Annotated in this window: 18 protein-coding genes; 17 read left to right on the top strand and 1 reads right to left on the bottom strand. The window is 41.1% G+C overall.

Translation table 11 applies throughout. From position 1 onward, the window contains the following. Window positions 1-404: 404 nt before the first annotated feature. The 8 genes from hdtA (at window position 405) to trhN (ending at window position 12,954) form a co-directional block, all read left to right on the top strand. Window positions 405-857 carry a H transfer determinant A gene (gene hdtA / locus ACOTYN_RS20485; protein ID WP_000952689.1) on the top strand — a complete coding sequence of 151 codons (453 nt, stop codon included), beginning with the start codon at window positions 405-407 and terminating at the stop codon, window positions 855-857. Beyond that, a complete protein-coding gene (locus ACOTYN_RS20480; RefSeq protein ID WP_000836981.1) occupies window positions 847-1,272 on the top strand; it encodes a hypothetical protein in 426 nt (141 codons plus the stop codon). The genes hdtA and ACOTYN_RS20480 overlap by 11 nt, the downstream gene beginning before the upstream one ends. An 8-nt stretch (window positions 1,273-1,280) precedes the next feature. Continuing rightward, the gene (locus ACOTYN_RS20475) at window positions 1,281-1,835 is read left to right on the top strand and encodes a plasmid transfer protein (protein ID WP_000235773.1); all 555 of its coding nucleotides are present in this window, start codon (window positions 1,281-1,283) and stop codon (window positions 1,833-1,835) included. 119 nt (window positions 1,836-1,954) lie between these two features. Beyond that, window positions 1,955-6,259, top strand: coding sequence for an IncHI-type conjugal transfer protein RSP (rsp, locus tag ACOTYN_RS20470; protein WP_001232109.1), 4,305 nt, complete (start codon window positions 1,955-1,957; stop codon window positions 6,257-6,259). A 277-nt stretch (window positions 6,260-6,536) separates the two neighbouring features. Beyond that, window positions 6,537-7,049, top strand: coding sequence for an IncHI-type conjugal transfer protein TrhF (gene trhF, locus ACOTYN_RS20465; RefSeq protein ID WP_001286760.1), 513 nt, complete (start codon window positions 6,537-6,539; stop codon window positions 7,047-7,049). Further along, window positions 7,036-8,547 carry a TrbC family F-type conjugative pilus assembly protein gene (locus ACOTYN_RS20460; RefSeq protein ID WP_058685157.1) on the top strand — a complete coding sequence of 504 codons (1,512 nt, stop codon included), beginning with the start codon at window positions 7,036-7,038 and terminating at the stop codon, window positions 8,545-8,547. Before trhF ends, ACOTYN_RS20460 begins: the two co-directional genes overlap by 14 nt. Window positions 8,548-8,691: 144 nt before the next feature. Then, window positions 8,692-9,747 carry an IncHI-type conjugal transfer protein TrhU gene (gene trhU / locus ACOTYN_RS20455; RefSeq protein WP_181231580.1) on the top strand — a complete coding sequence of 352 codons (1,056 nt, stop codon included), beginning with the start codon at window positions 8,692-8,694 and terminating at the stop codon, window positions 9,745-9,747. An 18-nt stretch (window positions 9,748-9,765) separates the two neighbouring features. After that, window positions 9,766-12,954 carry an IncHI-type conjugal transfer protein TrhN gene (gene trhN / locus ACOTYN_RS20450; protein ID WP_000776701.1) on the top strand — a complete coding sequence of 1,063 codons (3,189 nt, stop codon included), beginning with the start codon at window positions 9,766-9,768 and terminating at the stop codon, window positions 12,952-12,954. 28 nt (window positions 12,955-12,982) lie between these two features. Here the strand turns inward: trhN and ACOTYN_RS20445 are convergent, their stop codons facing one another. Beyond that, window positions 12,983-13,855, bottom strand: a complete 873-nt coding sequence (locus tag ACOTYN_RS20445) for a hypothetical protein (RefSeq protein ID WP_000771834.1) — start codon at window positions 13,853-13,855, stop codon at window positions 12,983-12,985. 179 nt (window positions 13,856-14,034) lie between these two features. Here ACOTYN_RS20445 and trhI point away from each other — a divergent pair, with 179 nt between their 5' ends. The 9 genes from trhI (at window position 14,035) to ACOTYN_RS20400 (ending at window position 23,549) form a co-directional block, all read left to right on the top strand. Beyond that, window positions 14,035-15,819 (top strand): IncHI-type conjugal transfer helicase TrhI, encoded by a 1,785-nt coding sequence (gene trhI / locus ACOTYN_RS20440; RefSeq protein WP_000517885.1) that lies wholly within the window; start codon window positions 14,035-14,037, stop codon window positions 15,817-15,819. A 394-nt stretch (window positions 15,820-16,213) separates the two neighbouring features. Next, window positions 16,214-17,086, top strand: a complete 873-nt coding sequence (locus ACOTYN_RS20435; RefSeq protein ID WP_000041927.1) for a hypothetical protein — start codon at window positions 16,214-16,216, stop codon at window positions 17,084-17,086. Window positions 17,087-17,143: 57 nt separating this feature from the next. Next, on the top strand, window positions 17,144-17,521 hold the full coding sequence (locus ACOTYN_RS20430) for a hypothetical protein (protein WP_000120822.1): 378 nt from the start codon (window positions 17,144-17,146) through the stop codon (window positions 17,519-17,521). Window positions 17,522-17,581: 60 nt separating this feature from the next. Further along, window positions 17,582-18,559: a hypothetical protein gene (locus tag ACOTYN_RS20425; protein WP_000810361.1), complete on the top strand. Its 978-nt coding sequence runs from the start codon at window positions 17,582-17,584 to the stop codon at window positions 18,557-18,559. Window positions 18,560-18,616: 57 nt separating this feature from the next. Next, complete coding sequence (locus tag ACOTYN_RS20420; RefSeq protein WP_000063335.1) at window positions 18,617-19,675, top strand: ATP-binding protein; 1,059 nt, start codon at window positions 18,617-18,619, stop codon at window positions 19,673-19,675. A 131-nt stretch (window positions 19,676-19,806) separates the two neighbouring features. Then, a complete protein-coding gene (locus ACOTYN_RS20415) occupies window positions 19,807-19,980 on the top strand; it encodes a hypothetical protein (RefSeq protein ID WP_001176645.1) in 174 nt (57 codons plus the stop codon). Window positions 19,981-20,043: 63 nt separating this feature from the next. Continuing rightward, window positions 20,044-21,171, top strand: a complete 1,128-nt coding sequence (locus tag ACOTYN_RS20410) for a DUF3150 domain-containing protein (protein WP_000174396.1) — start codon at window positions 20,044-20,046, stop codon at window positions 21,169-21,171. Window positions 21,172-21,248: 77 nt separating this feature from the next. Then, window positions 21,249-23,255 (top strand): VWA domain-containing protein, encoded by a 2,007-nt coding sequence (locus tag ACOTYN_RS20405; RefSeq protein ID WP_000762700.1) that lies wholly within the window; start codon window positions 21,249-21,251, stop codon window positions 23,253-23,255. A gap of 72 nt (window positions 23,256-23,327) precedes the next feature. Beyond that, window positions 23,328-23,549, top strand: coding sequence for a hypothetical protein (locus tag ACOTYN_RS20400; protein WP_000192120.1), 222 nt, complete (start codon window positions 23,328-23,330; stop codon window positions 23,547-23,549). Window positions 23,550-23,588: the final 39 nt, after the last annotated feature.

The raw sequence follows: 23,588 nt of genomic DNA, 5'->3' as shown, positions 1-23,588 counted from the left end.
AAAAGCAGATCCATCTGCTTTAGTACACTTTATACACGTTTAAGTTAACTGTATATAAATACTTGCTGGCCTTTTTTTTGTTATAATAAACTCAGGCTTCAGCTGAATCTGTAAAATTACTGTTAATGAAACGGTATTTTAGGTTAATTTGGATGCTGTTACAGGAAGTGCGGATTTTTCCTAAATTTGTAAAAAACCTAAGAATTATCTTAATAAATCTGGTACTTAATTATTATTTTACGTAAAAAGTCTTTGTGGTTTAATGGTTATGTAAGGATTTTTTGATACCCTTATACCCGATGGACCTAAGGTCACTGACAACGATGTTCATGTAGAATCTTCGTTTCTGTAATCCCTTTTGTCCTTGTCCCAAATGATTGATTATTATAATAAAGGCTGATCGAATGCTATCTCGCAACTCACTAATACATGGTTTACGCCGAGACCAGTTAATCGGAGTTCTGACTATTTCAGAGTTTCCGGTAGTTATGGTAGAAAGCCACTTCATTCAGTCTGAGGTTATGGGAATAAAACCCGTAATTTTTAATATTGATGAGCTTCTTGTTTCTATATCCCCAATTTCCTCTCTTAAGTTCGATTGGGAGTGGGCCCCAGTTGATACAATACTCATTGAAGTTATCATTCCACCTGTAGAGTCAGACCTTGTAAGTGCAGAAAATGACTTCCTCCGTGATTCTGGTATTGGCCATATCCAGTGCGAGCCTGGCGGAGCATCAATACGACGTACAGTTACCTTCGTTGGTGGAATAACCGCTGATAACTTACTGTATCAGTTGAGGCTTATGTGCGTAAGCGCGTTAAAACTTTTAGGAGAGGAACTGGGGGATGAAGTCTAAGATTAGATATGTTTTATCTGGTTTTGTTGTGTTATGTGCATTTGCTGGAGTTTATAAAATCCTAAACAATGTTCCGGTTAAACCTGACCTTTTGGACTTCACTGGAAACACATTTAAAAAGACATCACTCTTCCTGCCATGTGATAAAAGCTCGCCTTCTTTAAACATTAAAATTGCTGATAACGAGAAAATCGTGATCAACGGCATCGCTTCAAAAGTAACTTTTGTTGAAAAGGCTGACCCCGTCAAAAGCCCTGGTTTTTGTGATGATCTTGATCTAAACAATTCTCGCCTTGTACATACGGCATCTTACAGCCTGGTGATTTCTGAAACCAAAACAGGATTTACACTATCAAATTTCAAGCATCTTGCCGATGATGAATCATTAGGCGGTATGTGGTTTTATCAAAAGTGACTTTTTATATGGCAACTTCAGACTTCGCTCTTAAAAACCATAATGTTAAAGCATTTGGTCAGGATGCAGCCCTTGTCATTGAGATGAACAATGAAGATGTTAGCTCATCAAAACCTTCACCTTTTTCAAATGAGATTGATAATTATTATCTTACATTGCACGTCGCTCCAAGGAACGCAAAAAAAGATTATGACTGGGGCTCAAACCGTTCTGTACTTCTAAAATTGTCGACGAATGAAGTTATGCAGATGGCATCTGTATTTCTTAGAATCATGCATACTTTAAAGATTGATAAGAGGAAAACCTCACATCATGGCCACGTCGTATACAAAAATATAAGCGTTACCCCAAACGAGAGGGGCGGTTTGTTGTTATCCGCAGGGATAGTTCCAGTCGATAAAGATGGCTTAAAACCCTTCATGCACATGGTCCCCGTCTCACAAATGGATTGCGTTAAAATTGGCCTCTACATACTTGGATATCTTGCTCAAAAAACGCCCTGGGTAAGCTCCGAGTCTATAATTACCGCGCTTCGCTTATCTGAAGCCAAGAATTCAAAATAGCGCATTAACATACGGAATATACGGAAAAATACAGGTTTTTTTAAATGTTATACGAACGGATATTTCTGTTTTTCATCGTAAAGTGAGTTTAATTTTGCTCAGAAAAACAGGTATTCGTCATGAGAAAATCAGGTTTAGGTTTAGCCCTGTTGTTTTCTTTAATTGCTCCGATTAAAGCGGTCTATGCTGAAGCGATTATGATTTCAGGAAAGCTACAGGCTGATTTGCCAGCCGTATCCTTTGACCCGGGGCCGGGCGACTTTGTTGCATACGTTAATTCTAACACTATCACTGCCTCAGGTGCAGGCACAGCCTGTAATGTAACGGTTGATGATCGAGCGACTTCCTCTGTTGATAACCTCGTTTGTTTTTTTGAGTGGTTACCCAATACCTTGGGATTAACTTCTAACGGCTTCACTCTTTCAGGCGTTCCCAACACCACCGGTGATTTAAAACTACCTTACAAGATTTCTTACTTCTCTGGTTCTGAACGGAAAAAAGTTGAAATAGTAAAAGGTGAATATTCAATCAAAAGTGTGGCACCGGTAAAACCAACTATCACCGGTCTTAAATCATCCCTGAACGGATTAGTCTATGACGGCTTTTCTTTCAAATCGTATTTAAAGGATGAAGCGATCAAAGATATCGCTGTTTCTGTTGAACCCCGCAATTATATTCAATACATCTCAATAGGTTCAGGCTCCGCCTGTGAAGTACCTATTGGCGGAACTTCCTGTACCATTGAAGTTGGAAGCATTAAGGCCAGTGATACAGATGAACTTTTGGGTTCACGTGATATCACAATTACAGCAAACTCTAAGAATAATTATTTCGCACCTCCTGAATCCAAAAAGCTTGTTGTTAACTGGGATTATCGGCCTCCTGTAGTAGACCATACACTTTGGAATTTTACCGATGAGGCTAAAACAATCAAAGTAGGTGGCCAGGACATCTATACCGGAGCCAAAACCGTTGCTGTGGCCGTTAAGGTACCCCAGCAAGAAACAGAAGGTGAATGGTGGCTCCCAACAGCTATGTCGCTCACTATGACTCCGGATGGCGTGTTTAAGCCGACGACTAAAGTGACTTTAGATGATGGCACTGAGATTGATTTCAAACAGTCCTGGGCAACCCCTTTACGTAGAACTTTACAGCCGGTAAGTGGACCTCAAAAAGTCGGTGATGAGTACCTCTATATCTTTGACTTAACGGATCTTATAAACGGGTCCTACGCAGCGACTTTTACAGTAGAAAATACGAGCAAAAACTCTTCTACGTACACTGAGCCTGAAAGCAAACTGATGCTGTCTGATAACCCAACGCTTATGGTTCTCAAAGATGGGCAGGTATTAACTAAACGAGCACCCGTATACTTCCTGAACGAGATTATCGTTGCAGCTTTCCAGGGGCAGGCTGGGGTTGCTGACATAAAATCAGTAACAATAGACAACAAAGTAGTTTCGTTAACACCTACAAATTATAAAGGTATTTACTACCTGCCGGTTGGAGACGATTTAGCAGTTAATTCGGATCACGAGATTACTGTGGTGGCTGAAAACCTTTATGGAAAAAACGTAAATTTCAGTACCGTGTTCACTTATCAACCTACTGGATTCACTCTTAAGAATCTGGAAAAAAACGTAACTCTTTACTCGCGCGTACGTCAGTATACGGACCTGCTTAGTCAAACAGCTGGTGATAAATGCACTCTGTTTACCACAGAGGAAAATGCGAATGCTTACCTCGCCTGGTATGGGGAAAAATCAGATGTTACAGCATGCTACCCTCAGTGGAACAATGTCCCTGATGGGTTGGAGTTCTATTTTAAAGGACGTACCCCGGGTCTAACTGGATTCTTTAATAAAACAGGTGAGAATCTGCTCGACTATCAAGTCTATATGATTAACGGGAAGGGCTCTAAAGCGGTTTCCGCAAGGAATCGCCGTACTCTGACCACACAATTACCATACAACCCGATCATCTCTTACAAAAAGAATAAAGTCATAGCAGGCATCAATCCGAACACTGCTCTGGCTTATACGACCGGGGGGGAGGCCGCTCGAATATTAGCGAAGGTGGTACCAGCTGACGTTACGATGATCGTCTCTCAAAACGGCTCTGAGGCTGTCAAAACGTCATTTAAAAATCGTTCCTCAAACAACGATGCAACGACCTTTGTACAAAGGGTCAAGGTTGCTGCTGCACCATTGTGGACAAAGAACGTCTTTGACATAGCTGTAGAATACTCAAAGGATCCAGAATTAAGAACTACAGACACCCTCAACGTATATACGGTGCCTGATTTCAATATTCGAGCATCGATGGAAGTGGATGACAAAAAAACAGCCACATCTCTTGAAGTGCCCTTAAAGGTAACAGTGGGGCGTTATAACAACTCCACACGTAAAAGTGCATTTGACCGTAAAACAATGGGAGAATGGGACGTCACGATATACTCTCAAAAAAGTGTATACGGCAAAGATCCAGAAACAGGCCGTTATAAAACTACATACGAAAGAACTGCGCTGACTGAAGCATTGCCGGTCAATGATGCGGGCATTGTCGAAACCAAGATTAAAATTGAAAATATGGATCTGGGTAATATGCGTCTGGTTGGTGTGGCTAAGGTCAGATCGCCATTCTCTGATTTTGAAATGAAACGTGAGACCAGTGCTGTAGGCATTCGAATCTATAAAGGTGAGGAACTGGAGGGTAACCTGTCGAAAAGCCTTATTATCGGAAGGATCCCACTTAGTACTCTGGTAAGCTTCAAATCTGCCAGTACGGCTAACTCTGATGCACTCGCCCCCACCGAATGGCAGCAGTCCTCTGATAATGGTCAAACCTGGACCATGCTTTCCGACATGACCGGAAAGAGAAGTGTAAGTATCAAAAAGACAGAAGTAGGAAAGTGGCTTTATAGGGCAAAAATGACTAATAAATTCACATCCAAGATTTCCTACACAGATGCCTTAACGGTAGTTACCTACAAGCAGCCTAAGCTCAGTATAGATGTTACAGACATTCTTCAGGGCTCAGATATACCTGTAACCCTGCTTGATAACGATGAACCTATACCAGCAGGCACCGCTGAGGTTCTCTGGTCAGAGGATAAAGTCAACTGGGTGCAGGGAGATACAACTTACACTGTGGCTTCAGCTGATACCCTACCGTCTACGATTTATGCCCGGATGCGTTACCTTGATTCCGATGAACTGGCAGAGGAGTCTTCATGGAAGGAAACGTCTGCTCGGTTGGCAGCCGCAAAACCCAAGCGCCTTTCTGTCTCGGTAACGGGGGTTTCAAAGGTAGAGGTTGGTCAAAAAGTTACTTTGGAAGGTAAGTTCACGAACCCTAACAGTAAGTACCAGAATGGTAATAACGTAGTTGAAGAATGGAAAACACCGGATGGCCAGACATTTAAGGGCTCTTCACTGTCTGTTACCCTTACTGAGCAAATGTTGGATAAACAGGGATATGCTGCTTTTGAATACAGTGCATGGTTAGCGGACAATAAGGAGAATACGGTTTCTACCCGTAGAGTTTCTGTCAAATCGTGGGTTTATAAATTTCCCGAGATGAAAATAAGCTCCAAACTTAAATACGACATGGCACCGACCACCCTACGCGTTGCGTTGAGCGGTATTAAGGATGGAGACTATCCTGGTGTTACTTATTCCCGTGAATGGATCTACGACAAAGAGAATCTGGTAATCACTAAAGATGAAGGTGACACCAAAGAATTTACAATTGAAAATCCTGGCAAATATACATTGATGGTTGTTTTCAAAGATAACCGAAACAATGAACAGCGTATCGAAAATACCTTTGTTGTCGATGAACAAACGCCAATGAACGTTGAGATGACACCCAAGTTCTCTAACAAATATATGAGAGCTCCACTCGATGTAACCTTAAGGTCAAACATCAAGCTATCTCATTCGGCGGACTCGATAGATACGGTCACATACAAGGTGAACGGTGAAGTAATACCCAGCGGCAAAAATTATTGGGCTCAACTGATCTCGGGTTTAAAAGAAAAGAAATACGAGATTACAATTGATGTTGTTAGTAAACTTGGACAGAGAGGTTCAGCATCTGTTGAGTTTGATGTCGTTAAAAACGCAGTGCCTAATTGTACATTGAGCTACACGGAAACCAACCTAAGCTGGAGCTTTACCAATAAATGTGATGATACTGATGGAAAAATGGTTAGATATGAATGGTTCATCAACGGCGAATTAAGGAACGTTTTCGGTAGTACGGCTACACTTTCTAAAAACCTTAACCGTGGTAAGCAGGACATAAAAGTAATTGCTTATGATGATAGTGGAGACTTTGCAACACAGCACGTGACAGTTTTCGGACCGGCTGAAGAGGCAAGTAAGTCTGAAAACACTGTATCAATACCAAGCAGTGAGTAGTTAATTTTTAAATATAAAGCCGGGACATTATGTCCCGGCTTTTTTATACCCAATAATTGGACCTTTGAAAAATTAATGTCGGAAAGTAACTTTGCTCCAAAGGCATCTTTCATGGCCGCTAACAAAGCTGCGTATACATGCTGAGGAATTAACATTCTTATAGGTGAATATTAGGTTAGTTTGCAGACTTCCGAGCGTTGAAAAACATGGATAATAGTTACTTGGATAGAGGTGCATCTGCCTAGTAAAAATATTCTTCAGTGCCAGTGAGAAAAATATGAGCGACTACATACCTAAAAAGAGAGGGCTGCTTATACTGGATTGGTATGTCCCCCTTAATATTTTATTGCTGATTCTCGTTATGTGTGTCTTTTTCACCCGTTATACATTTGGATACGGTTTATTGAATGGGTGCCTGCCTGCTGATTTTTATATGATTGATCATTCGGATAAAAGTATTAAAACTGGTGAACTCATAGCATTTAACATGCCGAAATCGGTACGTTTTATCCCAGAAAATGAACGAGTCATAAAAATTGTTGCCGGTGTGGGCGGTGACAAACTTAAAGTAACAATGGATGGGGTTTATAACGGGGACAAATTTTTTGAAGCTAATGCACGTCGTATTTCGAAGAAATACAATATTCCGTCCATTTTGATTGAAAAAGAATTGATAATTCCTGAAGGCGAAGTTTTCCTAATTGGGCAAACCGATCACTCATGGGATTCCCGTTTTTGGGGAACAGTAAAGCTGAATTCAGTAATTGGGAAAACATATGCGATCTTTTAATGTAAATAAAAAATATTTACCAATACTTCCTGGACTTGCGTTATGTGCAGTTTTAAGTAATACAAATGCAAGCACTGAGTATCAACATGATGCTGACCTAATCGCTCAGCAAGCAAAAGGGCTTGGGGCACAGGCTAAAGGTGCACAGCAGCCAGATGGGGCTCTTAGCCTTGATGCTACGCTAAAATCACCAGATGTGCAGAAGTACATAGCGCAAGCTGAAGCACTCCAAAAAAACCAGGACCTGAGCAAGCAAATAAACCGTGGTTACGTCCCCGGTATGAATGCGGATAGTGTTCAAGCAGTTATAGACCATACCCAGGCTATCAGGGCCCAAAGTAATAACTCTGAAGCTGTCAACGATATAATTAGAAGACGTGATGAAATTCAAGAAAACGCCAGCCTTAATGAAGCGGCTCTGAAAGCTGCGGAAAATAAGCCGGAAGTCATGCGAGGACAATCTAAAAATATCGAAAAATTGTTTGGTTCCTCGGGCATCACAGCTGCTGACTTCGAAAGAAAAATGGATAGCACACGTGAAGAAGCACTATCAACTGAAAATGGAATAACGATCTTTGCTTCATTTAGCTTGCCGGATTATGTACTGGAAGACCTTCTACGTACGGCCTCAGAGCATAAAGCTCGTGTAGTTTTCAATGGTCTAAAGAAAGGAACTACTCGGCTACCAGAGACACAGGCAGCAATAAACCAAATGATTGTCAAAGGAAAATTTGAATCTCCTTTGATTACAATTGATCCTGATAGCTTCAGTCAGTATCAAGTAACTCAAGTACCGACAATTATTTCTAGGGAGCAAGCTCGTTTTGCAAAAATGGTAGGCTCCTTCAACGTTGAGTTTTTTCAGCGAGAACTTGCTAAAAAACCCGATCAGGATATTTTCCCGGTTGCTGGTACCACTTATCCCGTTGAAGAAAAGAGCATCATTAAAGAACTGGAAGAACGTGCACAAAAATATGACTGGGAAGGTGCAAAAAAAAGGGCCGTTTCTGACACATGGAAAAATCAATGGATGGTCGACCTCCCTCCTGCCCAGGAACACAAAGAATTTTTAATTGACCCTACAGTGAGGGTCACTCAGGACGTAAAAGATAAGCAGGGCCGTGTAATAGCTTCCGCCGGTGAGTTGATTAATCCACTTTCGAGATTTCCTCAAAACCTGACGATGATAATTTTCGATCCACTCAATCCGGGCCAGCTGGTATGGGCTGAGCAGCAGTATCGACAACGTCTGGGTAGTGGAAAAGTAATGCCAATGTTTACCCGTATCCAAAAAGATAATGGATGGGATCACCTAAATGATTTACGTGAAAAATTTAACGGTAAGGTGTTTAAAGTTAACGAACAGATCATCTCACGCTTTCAGATTAAAAACACACCTGCGCTTATAACTACTGACCAAGATAAATTCCGGATCACCCTGTTTAGCGAGGCAGAAGTCCGTGGTATCGGAGCCCCAAATCTTTCAGAGGAAAAATAAGATGAAACTCGGATTTATTATAGGCGCTCTCTTTGCAACATGGCTGACGCTAAATTATCCGGACCAGATGAGAAGTTATTTTACCAAAGCCGTCGACTATATCGAAAGTGTTGCAACATATATTACATCCAAGTGAGCATGATGGTGAAAAAATTCAAAAAGTTACTTTTAGAGTTCATTGTAGCAGTTATGCTTTCGCTTTCTATACCGGGTATGGCTATGGCAGCAGATGCTGGAGTCCCTGGGGCTATGTGTCAGTCAGCTGGAGTGTGGCAGGGCTTGATTAAGAATATCTGTTGGAGCTGCATTTTTCCCATGAGGATAATGGGCATAGGGGCAGCTCCAGAAGGCGCTGCTCCTTCACGTCCGGGTTGCTACTGCACAGATCAGAACGGCGTACCGGAAATAGGTTGGCAATTGAGCTTCTTTCAGCCGGTGAAGATTGTTGAAGTTGTAAAGAGCCCCTGGTGCAGCCCCTTTCTTGAAGGCACGATGCTTCAAAAATCGCAGTTTGATATTGGTAAAAGCAACACAAATCAGCCAATGACAGCAACTGAAGCCGGATTTTACGATGTTCATCTTTGGGAGTTCCCAATCATGACAATGCTCAAATTACTGATTATTGGCGAGTGCACTGCTGAACCCTATATAGATGCCAGCCTGACCTATATAAGCGAAGTGGACCCTATGTGGGAAAGTGATCTGCTTACACTCGTCCTGAATCCAGAGGCAGTAGTTTTTGCAAACCCAATTGCCTCAATGGTGTGCGCTGCTGACTGTGTAGCAGTAACAGCAGGAAAGGATAATCTCGCTGCATACTTTTGTGCCGGATGCGATGGCAACCTTTATCCATTAACCGGCCACATTTACGCAAATGATGACGCTGTAAGGACGAGTTCACTGATAACCCAGCGTCTTCTGACTAAACTACATCGCCAGGGAATGCTGATGCGAACGATGGGAGCAGACGCAATGTGTGAGAAAACGTGGGAATACTTTACACCTCGTTCCCAGTATCGGCTTTCAATGCTTTTCCCAACTCCTGAGGCGAAAGGGCCGGATTGCTGTCATCGTCTTGGTGATTCGGTACATGACTGGTCAACCCTTAAAGGTGGGCGCAAAAAAATAGGCAATGATAATTATGTCTATATGTTGTGGCGTTACAATGACTGTTGCGTCAGATATATACCAGGCGCTTGATTTCTAAGGGTAAAAATAATGAAACTTAGAAAAACGATAGCTTCAACTATTATTGCATCAATGATTGCCAATACTATGAGTTGGGCTTTTTATATCTCTCTCATAAATATGGTAATGACTCCTCGTATTTATGCGGCAGACGCTATATTTGACCAGCTCGAAAGTAACTTTAATCTTGCTAATCCTAACGCAAATCGCAATGCGACAACCAGTGCTCAGGACATTGTTGAGAAGTACAAGAATGCGGATTCAGGCGAGAATGTCAGTGGGAAGATCACCGAGAAATACGTGGGTAAAGCCGAATCCGCTAATCTTAATCTCGGAAAGTATGGGGCAGGGAACTCAAATGAAAGTGTCATGAAAAATGCCGCATCCGATGGAAAGTCCATTGGTAGCGCCGTACAACTGCCGAGTATGTCTGGAGGGACAATCAATTCAAACTATACCAAGGAAGGGGCAAAGCTGCTCTCTCGGGATGCTAATGGCAACATTGGTATAAGCAGTAATCCCAATACTACTCCTGGAACCAAAACAAATACCGGAGAGATTTTCAGCTCAGAGCAAAAGCACAGCGATATTAAGTTCAATGCCGCAGATCGTTATGGGGATGAGGATGGCTTTGTAAACGATATAAAGAATCGGAAAAGCCAGTTATTTGATGCTCAAAGTTATGATGGCGTTGCCTACCGCACCCTCGTAAATGCTAACAAGGACAACCCGGCATCATCTATAAAGCCTAACGATCCCATGTTTACTGCGGGGAGAAATGAGATAACAAATGCTGTTGCTGGTACTGGAAACTGGCTTCAGAACTGTAATGTTGAGACCTCTAAAAAAACAGTAACCACACACTATCCTGATTACAAAGAGTTCTACTGTAACTCGCCTAAGCAAGATAACTTCAGCAGCTGCACGATAACCCGTGATTTTTCAGTCCCTGTTTACATTTCAGGCGGAAACGGAGACATGTCGATGTGCGGCGATAATTGTGTGCGTATATGGTTTGGTCGCCGTGATGACAACTACTGGAGTGACGGGGTATATGATAACGAACTGACATTAAAATTCCATCCGGATGCAAAATTGGCCTCAGCAAAGATTGTTAACGCGGAGTGGGATGACCACATGCGGGTAACACTTGATGGCACGCAGATTTTTGCTCACATAGATGGTGCATATCGAGAAAGTGACTATCCGGCTCCTAAGGGATCTTGGGAGTTAAAAAAATCGTGGAAACTCGACAAGGTTTACGATGTGACTGATAAGGTCAGAAAATCGGTGTATGAGGAGCCTGATCGAGAAGTGACAATGGCATCCAGAGTATGGGTTGGTGGGAAGGGTGAAGGGTATTTTGAGGTTGAGCTGACTTTTGAAAATATGAAGCTCGAAGATAAGCACGTCCAGGAACCAGCTGGTTGTTACGATGCTGTACAAGCTCCGAATACATTCTGCCGTTTCGATCGGTTTAAAGATATGGATGTTGGCACAAAACGGCTTCCGGAAAGCGTGCTTTCATTGGCAAAGCCTCTGTATGAAGGTGATAAAGGATTTCTTACCTGGAAGACAAACCTTGAAGGCTACTTTTGTGATCCATTGGCCAAAGACAAAATTTGCTCTTATGACGCTAGTGGAAAAATTATGAAAGACGCTAATGGAAAGGACCTCTGTTACAACTATGAAGAAATAAAGAGTATGCCTGATGCATGTAGTGCTTATAAAAATGATGCAGCATGTGTACTCGATAAACAAACATGTGCAGAGGGTTGGTTCGATGAGGGCACTAACAGTTGCTACATGTATGAACAGAAATACACCTGTGACAGAGGGAAGGATGTAGTTCGGGAGGTTGAATCTTCTACAAATGCCTGTGTTGGCATGATCCCATGTTCAGGTGGAACATGCGAAACTGGGCCAAAGGAAGAGAACAACGATTTTGGAAAAGTTGCGGCTTATTCAAACATGGTTCAGTACATGCAGGGCGAAGCCAAATGCGAAGACCCTAACGATGCCAATTCATGTTCCGTCTTTGAAGGAAAACCTGAATGGTGTGGTCGTTCAGTAGGCTTTGTAAATGGCCTGGCAAAGACGGACTGCTGCGAAGCACCACAGGGAACCGCAGGAGCACTTGAAGGTATCATGCTTGCCGGATCTATGATCAGAAACACAAACTGGACCAGAGTTAATGCTCAGCTAATAAAATGGACCGGCGGTGATACAGGTACATGGGCTTCTATGTCTAATGCGGTCGGAGAGTGGACTGCATCAGCTGGTAAAACAGTAGGGCAAATGTGGAACAACGTCACGAGCTCCTTAACGAGCGTATATGAAAACGTCGCTGGTAATCTAAGCAGGGCAGTTGGGTCTTCCGCAACTTCTGGAGGGGCAGGAGGTGCTGGCCAGTTGGCACAGGAAACAATGTCCAGCTTCGGTATAGGTCAGCTTAAGCAGATGGCAATGAAGAAAGCCTACGAATTGCTACCAGATACAGTTCGTGACTTTGTCTTTAAGAACGTTGCTACTACCGGAGGAGAGGTTGTCTTCTCGGCTGCGGTTCAAAACTTTATGCTTGCATTAAACGTGATCGGTTGGATTTATACAGCCTATCAGGTCACTAAAATGCTTTTAGAAATGTTGGTAGCATGCGACCAGAAAGAGATGGAAGCTTCTATTCATAAGAATCAAAAATCCTGTTTTACATTAGATACGGAACGATGCGTCAAATATCTGAATGTTGGTTTCACAAAGAAATGCGTTAAAAAAGCAACAGACATGTGCTGTTATAATTCCATGTTGTCACGCGTTATTATGCAACAAGCTTATCCGCAATTAGGAATAGACCCTGTCGCCTCTAATTGCGTGGGGCTATCAATAAAGCAAATACAGCAACTGGATTTCGATAAAATTGATCTGACGGAGTGGATTAATGATGCAGTTCAGGTAGGAGAAGTTCCTGATCAATATTCAAAATTCTCCGAAGAATCAATTGTGGAAAACTTACCATTCCAGAATGAGAACTATCAACTTCCATCAGAACGTACCAAGGAAGCAATGGGCGGTGAAGAAAATATGATAAAGGCCAGACAAGAAAATGCTCAGGCTATAAAAGAGGAAAATGTAGATTGTAGCTATTTACCTCGACCGGCCATATGTGAGGTAGGTTCAACTACGCTGGATCCGGTTACGGGCAAGCAGTTGCCGAAATATTGAAGAAGGGGCCGTTAGGCCCCTTTTTTAATTACTTGGCTTTCAATGTTTTTTCTGGGAAGCCTTTTTTACCGTATTCACCGGTAAAGAGGTAATAATCTTTTCCGTTGATGGAGGCTGCAACACCCCCTGGAGTTGTTGTATTTGGGCTATCAGAACGGAAAATGATACCCGAAAAATCAGCGCTTGTTTCGTTTCCTTTAAATGGGATGAACACATAACGAATTACAGCGTAATCACCAGCGGGAAGGTTTAGCTCAGGAATTTCGGTTCCTGTTGCGGGGCGAATCGCCTGAAAGCTGTACATTGAATCTGTAGGGAAAACATCAGCATCAGGCTTAGAGGGCAGATCACAGGTACTCCATTTATTGACGACTGCCATATCAATTTTACATGTGGCCAGAGCTGCTTTCTGTTTTTCAGGGTTGTATCCAAATGAGGCCTGAGTTGCTTTTGTATGCTCAAAAACATACTTAGCTCCCTCACGTACCAAACTTTCATCATTGTAAGGCAATTTTTTTGGATTGGGGACGAACACTAGGTATTGATTGACCTGGATGTATTCGGCGTCAGAAGAACTGTACAAAGAGCTGAGGCTCATGATCCCAAAACCTTTTAGACCGCCTGTTACGTAGCCCATCGAACTATTGATGAGATACTTAGAAAGAAAGTTGTCGGCATCCCCTCCAGGAGTAACCTCTTGCTCCTTAAAATTAACGTCGAAACCAGCAAACGAATAGGCATTCTTGGCGACAGAATCATTTGCATTAGCATGCCAGTACTGGCCGTGACTGTACGCATTCAGAGCGGTGCCTGGCGTAGTGCCGGTGTCACCGGCACAACCCGATAGGGAAAAACCAATGACGACAGAAGAGACCAGAGATACTAAACGTAAAAGTTTCATTTAAAGCCCTTTTTGTAATGTCTTTTGGAGATGGAACCATTATTCCATAGTCACGCGTTTCACAAACAACCTGATTGCATAAAAAAGGAAAAAAAGTGATTTCCAGTAGAACCAGCAGTACACAAGAAAAGCGCTTTTATAAAAATGTATAATTATTAAAACGAAGTAATGAGGTTGAAATGGGTAAGCCAACAGAAGAGCAAAGACCTGTTATCGAGAATGCTAGCGCAAACAATATGGTGATAGCAGCGCCTGGATCAGGCAAATCGTTCACCATGATAGAAGCGGTTATATCGATTCTCAAAAAGTATCCATATGCAAGAATCGGGATGGTGACCTTTACTCGCGCTGCAACAAACGCACTTGCAGCAAAGTTACAAAAGCGATTGAGCAAGAAGGATCTTGACCGGGTGCTGGTGGATACTTTTCACGGACTCGTTAAGAAGCAACTGGACATGATTCGCTGGCCGGGAAAGATGTTGATAGGGCCAGCACAGAGATCTGTCATTCACCGGGCTTTGAAAGAATCCGGTGTAACGATGAAGTTTGCTGAAGCTGAATTCGTTATTGATGCTATCGGCAGAGAAATGGATACGGATGTGATTTCAGTTCGGCATAACAGACAACAGATCCATTTGTTTAATACCTATCAGGCGTTATGCCAGAAAGACCATGTGGCGGACCTCAATGCTCTTTCAAAATTTGTTGTCGGTCAAATGCATTCGGGAAAAATGCGCACGTTAGATTTGACACATTTGATAGTAGACGAAGTTCAGGATACTGACTCTATACAATTCTCATGGATAGCATTGCATACAAGAGCTGGAGTCTATACGAGTATAGTTGGAGACGATGATCAGGCCATCTACTCCTTCAGATCCTCAGGAGGAGTCAAAATATTTCAACAGTTTGAAAAACACTTCAGACCTAACATATTTTACTTAAACACATGCTTTAGGTGTGAACCTGAAATTTTAGAGGTGGCCGGAGCACTGATAGGAAAGAATGTTTACCGTTATGCCAAAGAGTTACGCTCGGCAAAAAAGGGAGGGGGAAAGGTCACTTTTCGTTCATATGTAGATATGGAGGAACAGATACAGGGTATTTTAAGCCTTATAAATCAGGATCCACATGGATGGGCAATTCTAAGCCGCAATAATGCTCACTTGGATGAGCTAGAAAGTTTGATCGAACAGCCAGTAATTCGTTACGGAGGTAAATCATTCTGGGATGAAAAAGAAACAAGCGATGTGTTAAGCCTTATGGCCTTTTTCCGACAATCAAATGATCCTCGCTTAATGAAGAGAGTATTGGCATTGTTTGGAGAACAGGAATCAGTTTTGGATGAAGTGGCATTGAGTATGAGAGGAAGAAAAGTTACTTTTGGCGACCTTGCCATCCCGGAGGACAGTTCTCTCGAAACAAAAACATTACATTCAAACTTCGTGCGCTTTACCCAGGAAAGTTCTGATAAAGTTGAGATAGCAAAACGTTTCGCCAACCTTACGAAATGGATGGAATCGTCGTCAATCAAGATGAGGAGTAATAAAGGTACAGCAACCTTAACAAAAATTGCTTTAGACACTTGTAAACAGTGGGCAGAAAAGACTGGTTGGATGAATATGATAAATCGTGCTGCTGCAATGTCATTAGGCCCTAGGAAGAAGGACGAGGAATACAGCCCAGAGAAAGTAGTCCTATCAACCTTGCATGGTTCAAAGGGTCTTGAGTGGAATAAAGTAATAATAATGAGTTGTAATGCGGATCAGATACCAAGTAAAAGATCAGTTGGGGAGGAGGCAATAGAAGAAGAAAGACGTTTGCTTTATGTTGGATTTACGCGTGCAGAAAAGCAACTTTTTGTAATGTGGTATGGTGATCCTTCTTTCTTTTTAAGAGAATGCAGTGAAGAAAAGATAAAAGAAGCAGCTAATATTCGAATTTCTCCACTTTATACAGAATAATTCGATATGGGCATTTACTTATGCTTAAAGCTATAGTATAAAAACAATGAGCTTAAATATCAGCTCCCAAATTTGAGTAACTTTGCTTAAAGTTACTTTCGCGTTAAGCGTTGATTTAGCCGTGAAAAGCGGCCAGCTTAAACAAGCTGTAAGACACCACCGGCAAAATGTCACCTTTGTCGCTGGTGCACTTCCCATGCCTGCAAAAGGCAATCTGAATTTACCAAACCGTAACTAATTTAGCTCCTCCTGGGGCTATTTTTGTTGCGTACTTCTAATGCCAGATAGTATAAATCAGGCGGTTCATAGCTTACGGGAGATGAATGACAGGCTTTGCCTTCGTGTTGAAACAAAAATTTGTTTCTTCCTTCTTACTATATATAGGTGACCCCAAATGTCTAAAAATAAAGCTCGCAGTAAAGCCCTTCATCAAACCTTTAGTGAAATTATTCCAGAGATGGATAAGGCGCTAAACAAACAGCTCTTAGAAGTTCTGATGAAATATACAGAACGTGATAATGAACTGATTGTTATTTTGAATGAGGACGGCCCAAATATCATTGAACTTAAGTCTCTTAAGCCTGTGTCTTTGTTGGCCGAAAAGCTTTCTGCTTATTCAAGCTATTATCATGTGGATGTTGTGGAGCTCGTGGTCAAGAAAATTGATTTCGAAGGAGCTTATAAGCTTCTTAAAGCTTCCCCAGATGTACCACTTTTTAAAAGCTTAACTGAACTGGATAAATATCTTGTTGAGGAGTTTGAAAAATACGGATTAAATTCATTTCTTGACGTGGATAATCTGGATTACTCACTTGAAAAAGCCAGTGAACTCAAAAATGAGCAGTTAATAAATTGGGTTTCGGACATCATTTGCAAACGTGAAAAATTAACTTTACGTAAGCGTTTTGATGTCGCAGTAAAGGCCCACTACGAAAATGTAGAAAAAATGTATGATACCATTCGTCCGTTAATGAAAAAACTGGGTTTCCCAGAAGATCTCATGACGCACACCTTTAGTGAGTTAAGCGTTTTTGAAACTAAAGGATGGGACCATGCAATAAAATCGAAAATTGAGACTCTCGCTAAGCGTGAAACTCAATATTTAGATGATGCGGCTAAAGCAGAGAATCGACGTCTTGTAACAGAGAAGTTGGAGAACTCTTTAGCGATTGCACCAACTAAACCAACAAGAAATTGGTTACATATTGCCGGAATTGCCTGTTTGGTAGTCTGCACGTTCATGTATGTAACTAATAAATTTATTTAATCCTGTTAAGGGGGAACCCTAACGGGGCTTCTCTTTGAACAAATCGAGGAGCGGAAAATGTCATATCTTGAATATATCAATGAAGTAAAAGTGTCCGGGATAGTTATCAGTGCTGTGGAGAAAAAAATGACTGACCAGAGTATAGGTTTGTTAATAAAGCTCAAAAATAGGATGAAGACAGAAGTTGATGGTGAAATCACTGAGAGAGAATTTTCAGTTCAAATCAAGGTGTCGCCTGAAATGTATTCAACCTGTTTCACTGGTATAAATCAGGGTGATGAGTTGATGGTCTCCGGTTATATTGTTGTCGATACTATTATGATTGAAGGGAGAGAACATCCTCTTGACTACATGAGAGTGGTAGCAACAAGTAAGTTGGCTCACATACCTAAACCTCTAAAAGGTTTTGGACAAAGTAGCTTTAATCAGATCTGACATTAAACCCACCCTAAAGGGGAGAAATCCCTTCATGGGATTTCTCCTTTTGGAGTCCCCATGAAACAAAAATTTAGGGCTACTGCAATAAGTAGTAATCAACTTAGTTTTTTTTCTATATTCGATATAGATGAAGATGAAATAACGCAAATAGTTGATTCACCCAAAGAGCATTTAAATGATGCATACACGTCCGGATTAAACTTTAAATCAGATGAAAGTAACATTTCTGAGATAAATTATGATTCTGAAAGGCGTGAAAATCACCTTTATGAAAAATCCAAATTACTTAAAAATCAGATTTTGCATACAATTAATTTTGCAGCAGAAACAGATTATCTATATTCGGTTGAAGAATATAACCCAGATTTGGGTGGTCTGGTAATAGAATGGACCCCTGAGGATGTGTATGTTGTTTTTCTATCCGCTATGGAAGAGTCTTTGGAAATCATTAAAGAACTAGTGTTGAGGAGAAAGTTATTCTTCAAAGATGACAATGGTAATATCACAGTGAATCCACTTTTAGAAGCTGAAACACGGTGGTATATGTCAAAATCATTTGAATACACTTGTTTATCTCATGGACTTGATGCATGTGAATTTAGAGCGGAATTAAAATCATGGCTCTATTATCATTCGCATCGTTCGATTAGTGAAAACACGAAATTAGCTGAATGCAGGAATGATGATGAAATCATTTTGCATGATTGCAATGACGATATGGGCTGGGACATCTTCTTTGATCAGGATTATTTAATGTCAGAAAAAAAACTGGCTGTTAAATGGACTGACAGGGAAATTATGGATGTTTACATAAAAGCTTTTAAATCCACATTAGAGTTGTTTGACGAGCTTGTTTCATGTGATCTGTTAACTAAACGAAACGCTTTTGGCAAGTTAGAAATAAATCCAATATTCGAAAATCATTTTGAATGGATCATGTCTGAAGCTTTTGAAATAGTGGGAAATCATCTTGGTTATAATGTGCCTCAAATCAGGAAACTGATGGCAACTATTTGCCAAATGAATCTCAAATAAAATGCCACTGGCAAACATCTGCCAGAGGGCGGTGTTTGCATTTTACCGGAGTTAAAAATGTCTAATGCCGCTATGAAGTTAAATGAAACATCTTCTGATGCTTATGAAAAATTAGAAGCTCTTCTTTCCCCGGATGTTATAAAGTTAAAACATTATGTGGATAAAGGTGAGTATCTTTTAGTTCTAGCAAAGGACCTTTTTGGTATTCCAGAAATGGATCCAAAGATGGCTGTGCCTGTTTTCAAAACTAAAACCTCGTATCGAGCTCCGCTGAACAAAGACTACATACCAAATCCCCGAATACTTGAACAAGTGGTTAAACTGCTTATCAGTCCGGATATAGATTTAAGTGTGTGTCTTAAAGGTGAGTCCGGTTCTGGCAAGACTGAAATGGTAATGTACATTAGCCACATGATGAATTGGCCGCTGACAATTAAGCAGATCAACAGCAATATTCGAGTTGATGAGCTTGAAGGTGAGCGCAGTCTTAATGGTGGTAATACAGGTTTTGTACACAGCGATTTGGTAACGGGATTTCGTAATGGTCACCTCATTCTTCTGGATGAAGTGGACAAAATCGATCCTGATACGGCAGCAAAACTTCACATGCCCATTGAACGTAAGCCCTGGTCACTCAGTGCTAATGGTGGTGAGGTTATAACTGCTAATGGCTACACGCGATTTATTGGTACTGCAAACACAAACATGAGTGGAGGCGCTCGCCGGTTCGTTTCTTCTCAACGTCAAGATGCAGCTTTTATAAAGCGGTTCTTGATAGTTGAAATGGAGAAGCCCGACAAAGTTGCTTTAACCAATGTGCTTACTAAACGATATAGCTCTTTGCCTTTTCAGGTCATTGAGAAGTTCGTAAGAGTAGCGATTGCAGTAAATGACTCTGGTACAGAAGACAGTGTGATGGATATTCGTCAATTAGTAGCTTGGGTTGGCACGTCGATGACGTTAAAAACCTTTAGTCTTCTTGACACTTTCAAAATAGCTTTTGCTTCTGCTTTACCTTTACATGTGGTCGATCTTGTTCTTCAAGCTATAGATCTTTCTCTTGGCGAAGACAAGGATAAATCGCTGGAGTATTTCACAGCAAAAAAGTCGAGTTAGATGGGATTTGTTATGAAACCTCTGATATTTGTATCTCAGAGTTATCCCATCTTGAATTTAGTGCGTTTTTAAGTACGGATGGTGCTGCTACCATTGCTATAGCAAAAAACGGAACTAATTTTACTGGACTTATGCAACTGAATAACGACTATTCTTTATTGTTTTATCATGATGGTAAAATAAATATGGAAGGTCTAATTAAAGAAATGGAATTAAAAGGTTATATGTATCAGGGAGCAATGGGCAATGATGATGTTGCCGCTGAGTTTCCCGGTATTCTTTTAATTGCACCAGAGAAGCTTTAATATCAACCCTATCGGGAAATCTTTCCCGTTGGGGAGGGTTTCCCCTTTTTTTTGGAGAAACCCATGACTTTAAATACTTCAATGCTTAACAAAGTATCTGCAAAACAAATCTCTGAGAATTTTGCAAAATCATATCCAGATTTACTGGAAGGTGCAGTTATAACAAAAATTGAAATAAGTGGCTGTCAAGGATCGCGTCGAACCGATAAAATCGATTTGTCTTATGATGGAGATGATATTACGGATCAAAAAAGCGTATCTAAAAGCGAAGTACGTTGGATTGACATAAAAGCCCTTAGCTTCAAAAGTACGATTACCAGCAGAATATCAACCCTTTGCTCACGCTTGTGCATCCGCTATAGCAATATGTGGATTTTACCAGTTTCCAGTATGGAAGAGTTTCTGGAAGGGGCCCAAGAGATTGAACGAGAGTTTCAGGCAGGTATTCAAAACGTTGTAGACAATTATGAGATGCATATTGAGGCTGAAAAAAATAGAAGCCCAAGAATGTCTTCTTTGATTGATCAGTTGAAATTAACTAAAGATGATTTCATAAAATCCTTTAGATTTAATATTGCTCACTTTATTCCTTTTACGCCTATTAGCGTTGAAGGTGATGAAACCCAGGACTACTATCAGGAACAATTGATAACAGATCTGGCAGAAGAAGCAATGAGGGTTTATGAAAAAATTAGTAAAAATAATAATTTGCGCTCAAGTACTATTGACCGACTGAAGCAAATGCAAAATAAGATCATTAGCTTCATGTTTATACATAAAGAGGCGGCAGTACTTGCAGAAGCTATAAAACACATAATGAATAATTTACCTAAAGGTGCCATTTCTGAACCTCGCGACGTTGCGGTGTTACAGCAGTGGTTTTATTTCATGAGTGATGCTTCAATGTTAAAGCGTATTATTTCAGGAGAGCAAAAGGTTACTGACTGGTTGGAATCTATTACCAGATCATTTAATCAAAGCTCACAAACAGAACCGAACGCGCTACAGAACACAGGTATTGAAGCTATTTTAGATTCAACAAATGTGTTTCAGGTTGAACCTGTCGTAGAGAACGATATAAAAAACAGCACGTTTTCAAACACTGATTCTGTAGCTGAACCTGAGAAATCAGTTTCGCAACAGGAAGACAATGCTGAAAATGGTTTTGATATCGAGCTCAAAGGCTGGTAACTGTTTGCTTTATTAAAAACCCCAGATGGGTACTTCACCATCTGGGTGAGTACCCCTTTTTTATAAAGAGGTATTCTATGAAATTAGATCTTAAATCATCGCCGCGCCATATTAAGCGTTTACAGAATATAGCAAAAGTCATTAGCGGCTTAGGCGATGTAAGAGTTGTAATAGACGACAATACCAAAGGACCGTATTTTGATCCTGTCAATAAAGTTTGTGTTTTACCAAACGGCGATTATAGCGATGATGACTTTGTCAGTCTGATTGAAGGTTTTACCTGTCATGAAGCTGGTCATGGTCGCTATACCGTCAGTGAGGTTTACAGTGACGCCTTTAATAGTGTTCTCATGTCATCTGAAGGGTTTACACGCTTCGATGACGGAATGAATGCAGAGTTTGAGAGCCTCGCTGAGAAACGTAAAGCTTATAGCAGGGCAAAACGTCTTACCGGGCTTATAAATCTGTTCGATGATGTACAGATGGAAGAGAAGGTTGGTAACGATTATCCGGATGCAAAGCGGCGGCTTGCAGCCACTTACGCACTGATGGTTAAAGCCGGAAGGATGACTCCTGATATATCTTCTCGTCCGGAAAATCCTGTCCTATTTATTGAGTGGTATCTGCTTAACTCATTGCGAGTAAAAGTCCTTCAGCAGGTAGGTCACAAAGAAACCCTCGATCCGTTTTTTGACTATGCCCAAAAGATACTTTCTCCAGTAATTTCTGATGTTGAGGAAATTTTTCATGATGCTCTTGGTTGTGAAAATACTCAGGGCTGTGAATCCCTTGCTCGTAAGACCCTGGCTCTTTTAGAGAGACTGCGGGATGAGGCAAAGGAACAACAGCAGCAGACAGAGCAGGAGGAGCAGGAGGCATATGATGAATCCGAGACCGATACCGATACCGAATCAGAAGATAAATCGCTTACGTCGACTGATAGTCGTGAGGATGATTCTGAGGACGATAGTGAAGGTCAGGCAGATACTTCCGATAACGCTGATCTTGCTCAAGAGGGATGTTCTGAGCCTTCAGAACTTGCTGAAGATAACGAGGGAAATAATGAACCCACCGGTGGCAATCCCACGGGTGATAACATTATTGAAGACGATACTGATGCGATTAACCCTTCCGAGAGTGAATCAGATGAAGCCAGTTCGACTAACGTTGAAGATGAAAGTAACTTTTCATCGGCTCAATGGGAGATACTGGCAGATTTGTTGGATGCCTTTCTTAGCAGTGATGAGGATAGCGAAGATTATCACGATGCTTTGGCTAAAGAGATTGAAGGTATTGCATCAAAAGTATCCGATGACGTGAAAGCCGAATTCGGTGCTTCTGAATGGGATATCCCTGATCTCCTTATCGATTTGAATGTTTACAATGAGGCTTTGTCTCTGAGTCATTCAATCGGTAGCGACTTGTCTGTTTTACAGCAGGTTAAAATGCGTGGCCGAAACAAAACTCATGAGCGTGGAATTACCTTCGATGGAAATCGATTAATTCTGTCACAAATGGGAGTTCGTGATGTCTTCAGAGCTCAAAGCGAATCTAAAAATAGAGGGCATGTTGGCCTCGTATTAGTTCGTGATATTTCAGCGTCAATGGCTAATGATGAAAGATATATTCATGCCATTAAGTCAGATCTTGCTTTATCGATGGCCGCTGAAAGTTTGTCAAAAATGCATGTCTCCAATATAGTTTTTCCCTTCAAGGAAAGTGAATTTGAGATTATCAAAACGTTTGATCAAAGCGTTGAGGAATCTCTATCGAAATTCACTCTTGGATGTAAGGGTTATTATACCCCTACGGGATCTGCTTTAATGGCAGCTGTTGATCTGTTACTTGACAGCCAATTCGATAGGAAAATAATTTTTCTTATAACTGATGGTTATCCGAATAAATCGGAATTTACTATCGTCGAAGTTATGGAAAAGGCTAAATGTAATGGAATAGAAATCGTTGGTGTTGGTATTAAGACTGATGAAATAATTGGTTTTGAAACGGACACTTTCGTAACAGTTGATGATACTTCTTTATTGTCTATTGAAGTCAGTAAGCTAGTTCATCAAATACTTTCTTAATAAACTCTACCCAATCGGGGCAAAAAGGCCCCGGTGGGTCTTTTTGCTCCATGAAGGAATAAGGAGCAAAATATGACTCAGATAAAAACTTACCGTGTAGAACATGAAAAAGTCGGTGCGATGCATAAAGTCCGTATTTTCGGACGTGTTGGTGAAGTTATAAGCAATGATAGCCCTCAGGAAAGAATCTTCCGCGAAGTCACTATAGCGGAGGGTAATAGCCAGCAGGCTGCGTTACTTGTAGATAACTACATACAGCGTCTTGAGAATAATGGCTTCACGACTGAAGCATAAATGTTGAGGGCCCCCGGGCCCTCTTTCTTAAATTCTGCG

It is taken from the genome of Enterobacter cloacae complex sp. IR5458 (genome assembly GCF_049238025.1).
GTDB classification, from domain to species: Bacteria; Pseudomonadota; Gammaproteobacteria; order Enterobacterales; family Enterobacteriaceae; genus Enterobacter; species Enterobacter kobei.
This window is presented reverse-complemented; position numbering and strand designations above follow the sequence as displayed.

Excerpts from the sequence above, each read along its gene's own strand:
- trhN (WP_000776701.1), top strand. The coding sequence starts at position 9,766 with ATGAAACTTAGAAAAACGATAGCTTCAACTATTATTGCATCAATGATT.
- ACOTYN_RS20400 (WP_000192120.1), top strand. The coding sequence starts at position 23,328 with ATGACTCAGATAAAAACTTACCGTGTAGAACATGAAAAAGTCGGTGCG.
- ACOTYN_RS20475 (WP_000235773.1), top strand. The coding sequence starts at position 1,281 with ATGGCAACTTCAGACTTCGCTCTTAAAAACCATAATGTTAAAGCATTT.
- ACOTYN_RS20420 (WP_000063335.1), top strand. The coding sequence starts at position 18,617 with ATGTCTAATGCCGCTATGAAGTTAAATGAAACATCTTCTGATGCTTAT.
- trhF (WP_001286760.1), top strand. The coding sequence starts at position 6,537 with ATGAGCGACTACATACCTAAAAAGAGAGGGCTGCTTATACTGGATTGG.
- ACOTYN_RS20460 (WP_058685157.1), top strand. The coding sequence starts at position 7,036 with ATGCGATCTTTTAATGTAAATAAAAAATATTTACCAATACTTCCTGGA.
- ACOTYN_RS20435 (WP_000041927.1), top strand. The coding sequence starts at position 16,214 with ATGTCTAAAAATAAAGCTCGCAGTAAAGCCCTTCATCAAACCTTTAGT.
- ACOTYN_RS20480 (WP_000836981.1), top strand. The coding sequence starts at position 847 with ATGAAGTCTAAGATTAGATATGTTTTATCTGGTTTTGTTGTGTTATGT.
- ACOTYN_RS20405 (WP_000762700.1), top strand. The coding sequence starts at position 21,249 with ATGAAATTAGATCTTAAATCATCGCCGCGCCATATTAAGCGTTTACAG.
- rsp (WP_001232109.1), top strand. The coding sequence starts at position 1,955 with ATGAGAAAATCAGGTTTAGGTTTAGCCCTGTTGTTTTCTTTAATTGCT.
- ACOTYN_RS20415 (WP_001176645.1), top strand. The coding sequence starts at position 19,807 with ATGCAACTGAATAACGACTATTCTTTATTGTTTTATCATGATGGTAAA.
- ACOTYN_RS20430 (WP_000120822.1), top strand. The coding sequence starts at position 17,144 with ATGTCATATCTTGAATATATCAATGAAGTAAAAGTGTCCGGGATAGTT.
- ACOTYN_RS20445 (WP_000771834.1), bottom strand. The coding sequence starts at position 13,855 with ATGAAACTTTTACGTTTAGTATCTCTGGTCTCTTCTGTCGTCATTGGT.
- ACOTYN_RS20425 (WP_000810361.1), top strand. The coding sequence starts at position 17,582 with ATGAAACAAAAATTTAGGGCTACTGCAATAAGTAGTAATCAACTTAGT.
- ACOTYN_RS20410 (WP_000174396.1), top strand. The coding sequence starts at position 20,044 with ATGACTTTAAATACTTCAATGCTTAACAAAGTATCTGCAAAACAAATC.
- trhI (WP_000517885.1), top strand. The coding sequence starts at position 14,035 with ATGGGTAAGCCAACAGAAGAGCAAAGACCTGTTATCGAGAATGCTAGC.
- hdtA (WP_000952689.1), top strand. The coding sequence starts at position 405 with ATGCTATCTCGCAACTCACTAATACATGGTTTACGCCGAGACCAGTTA.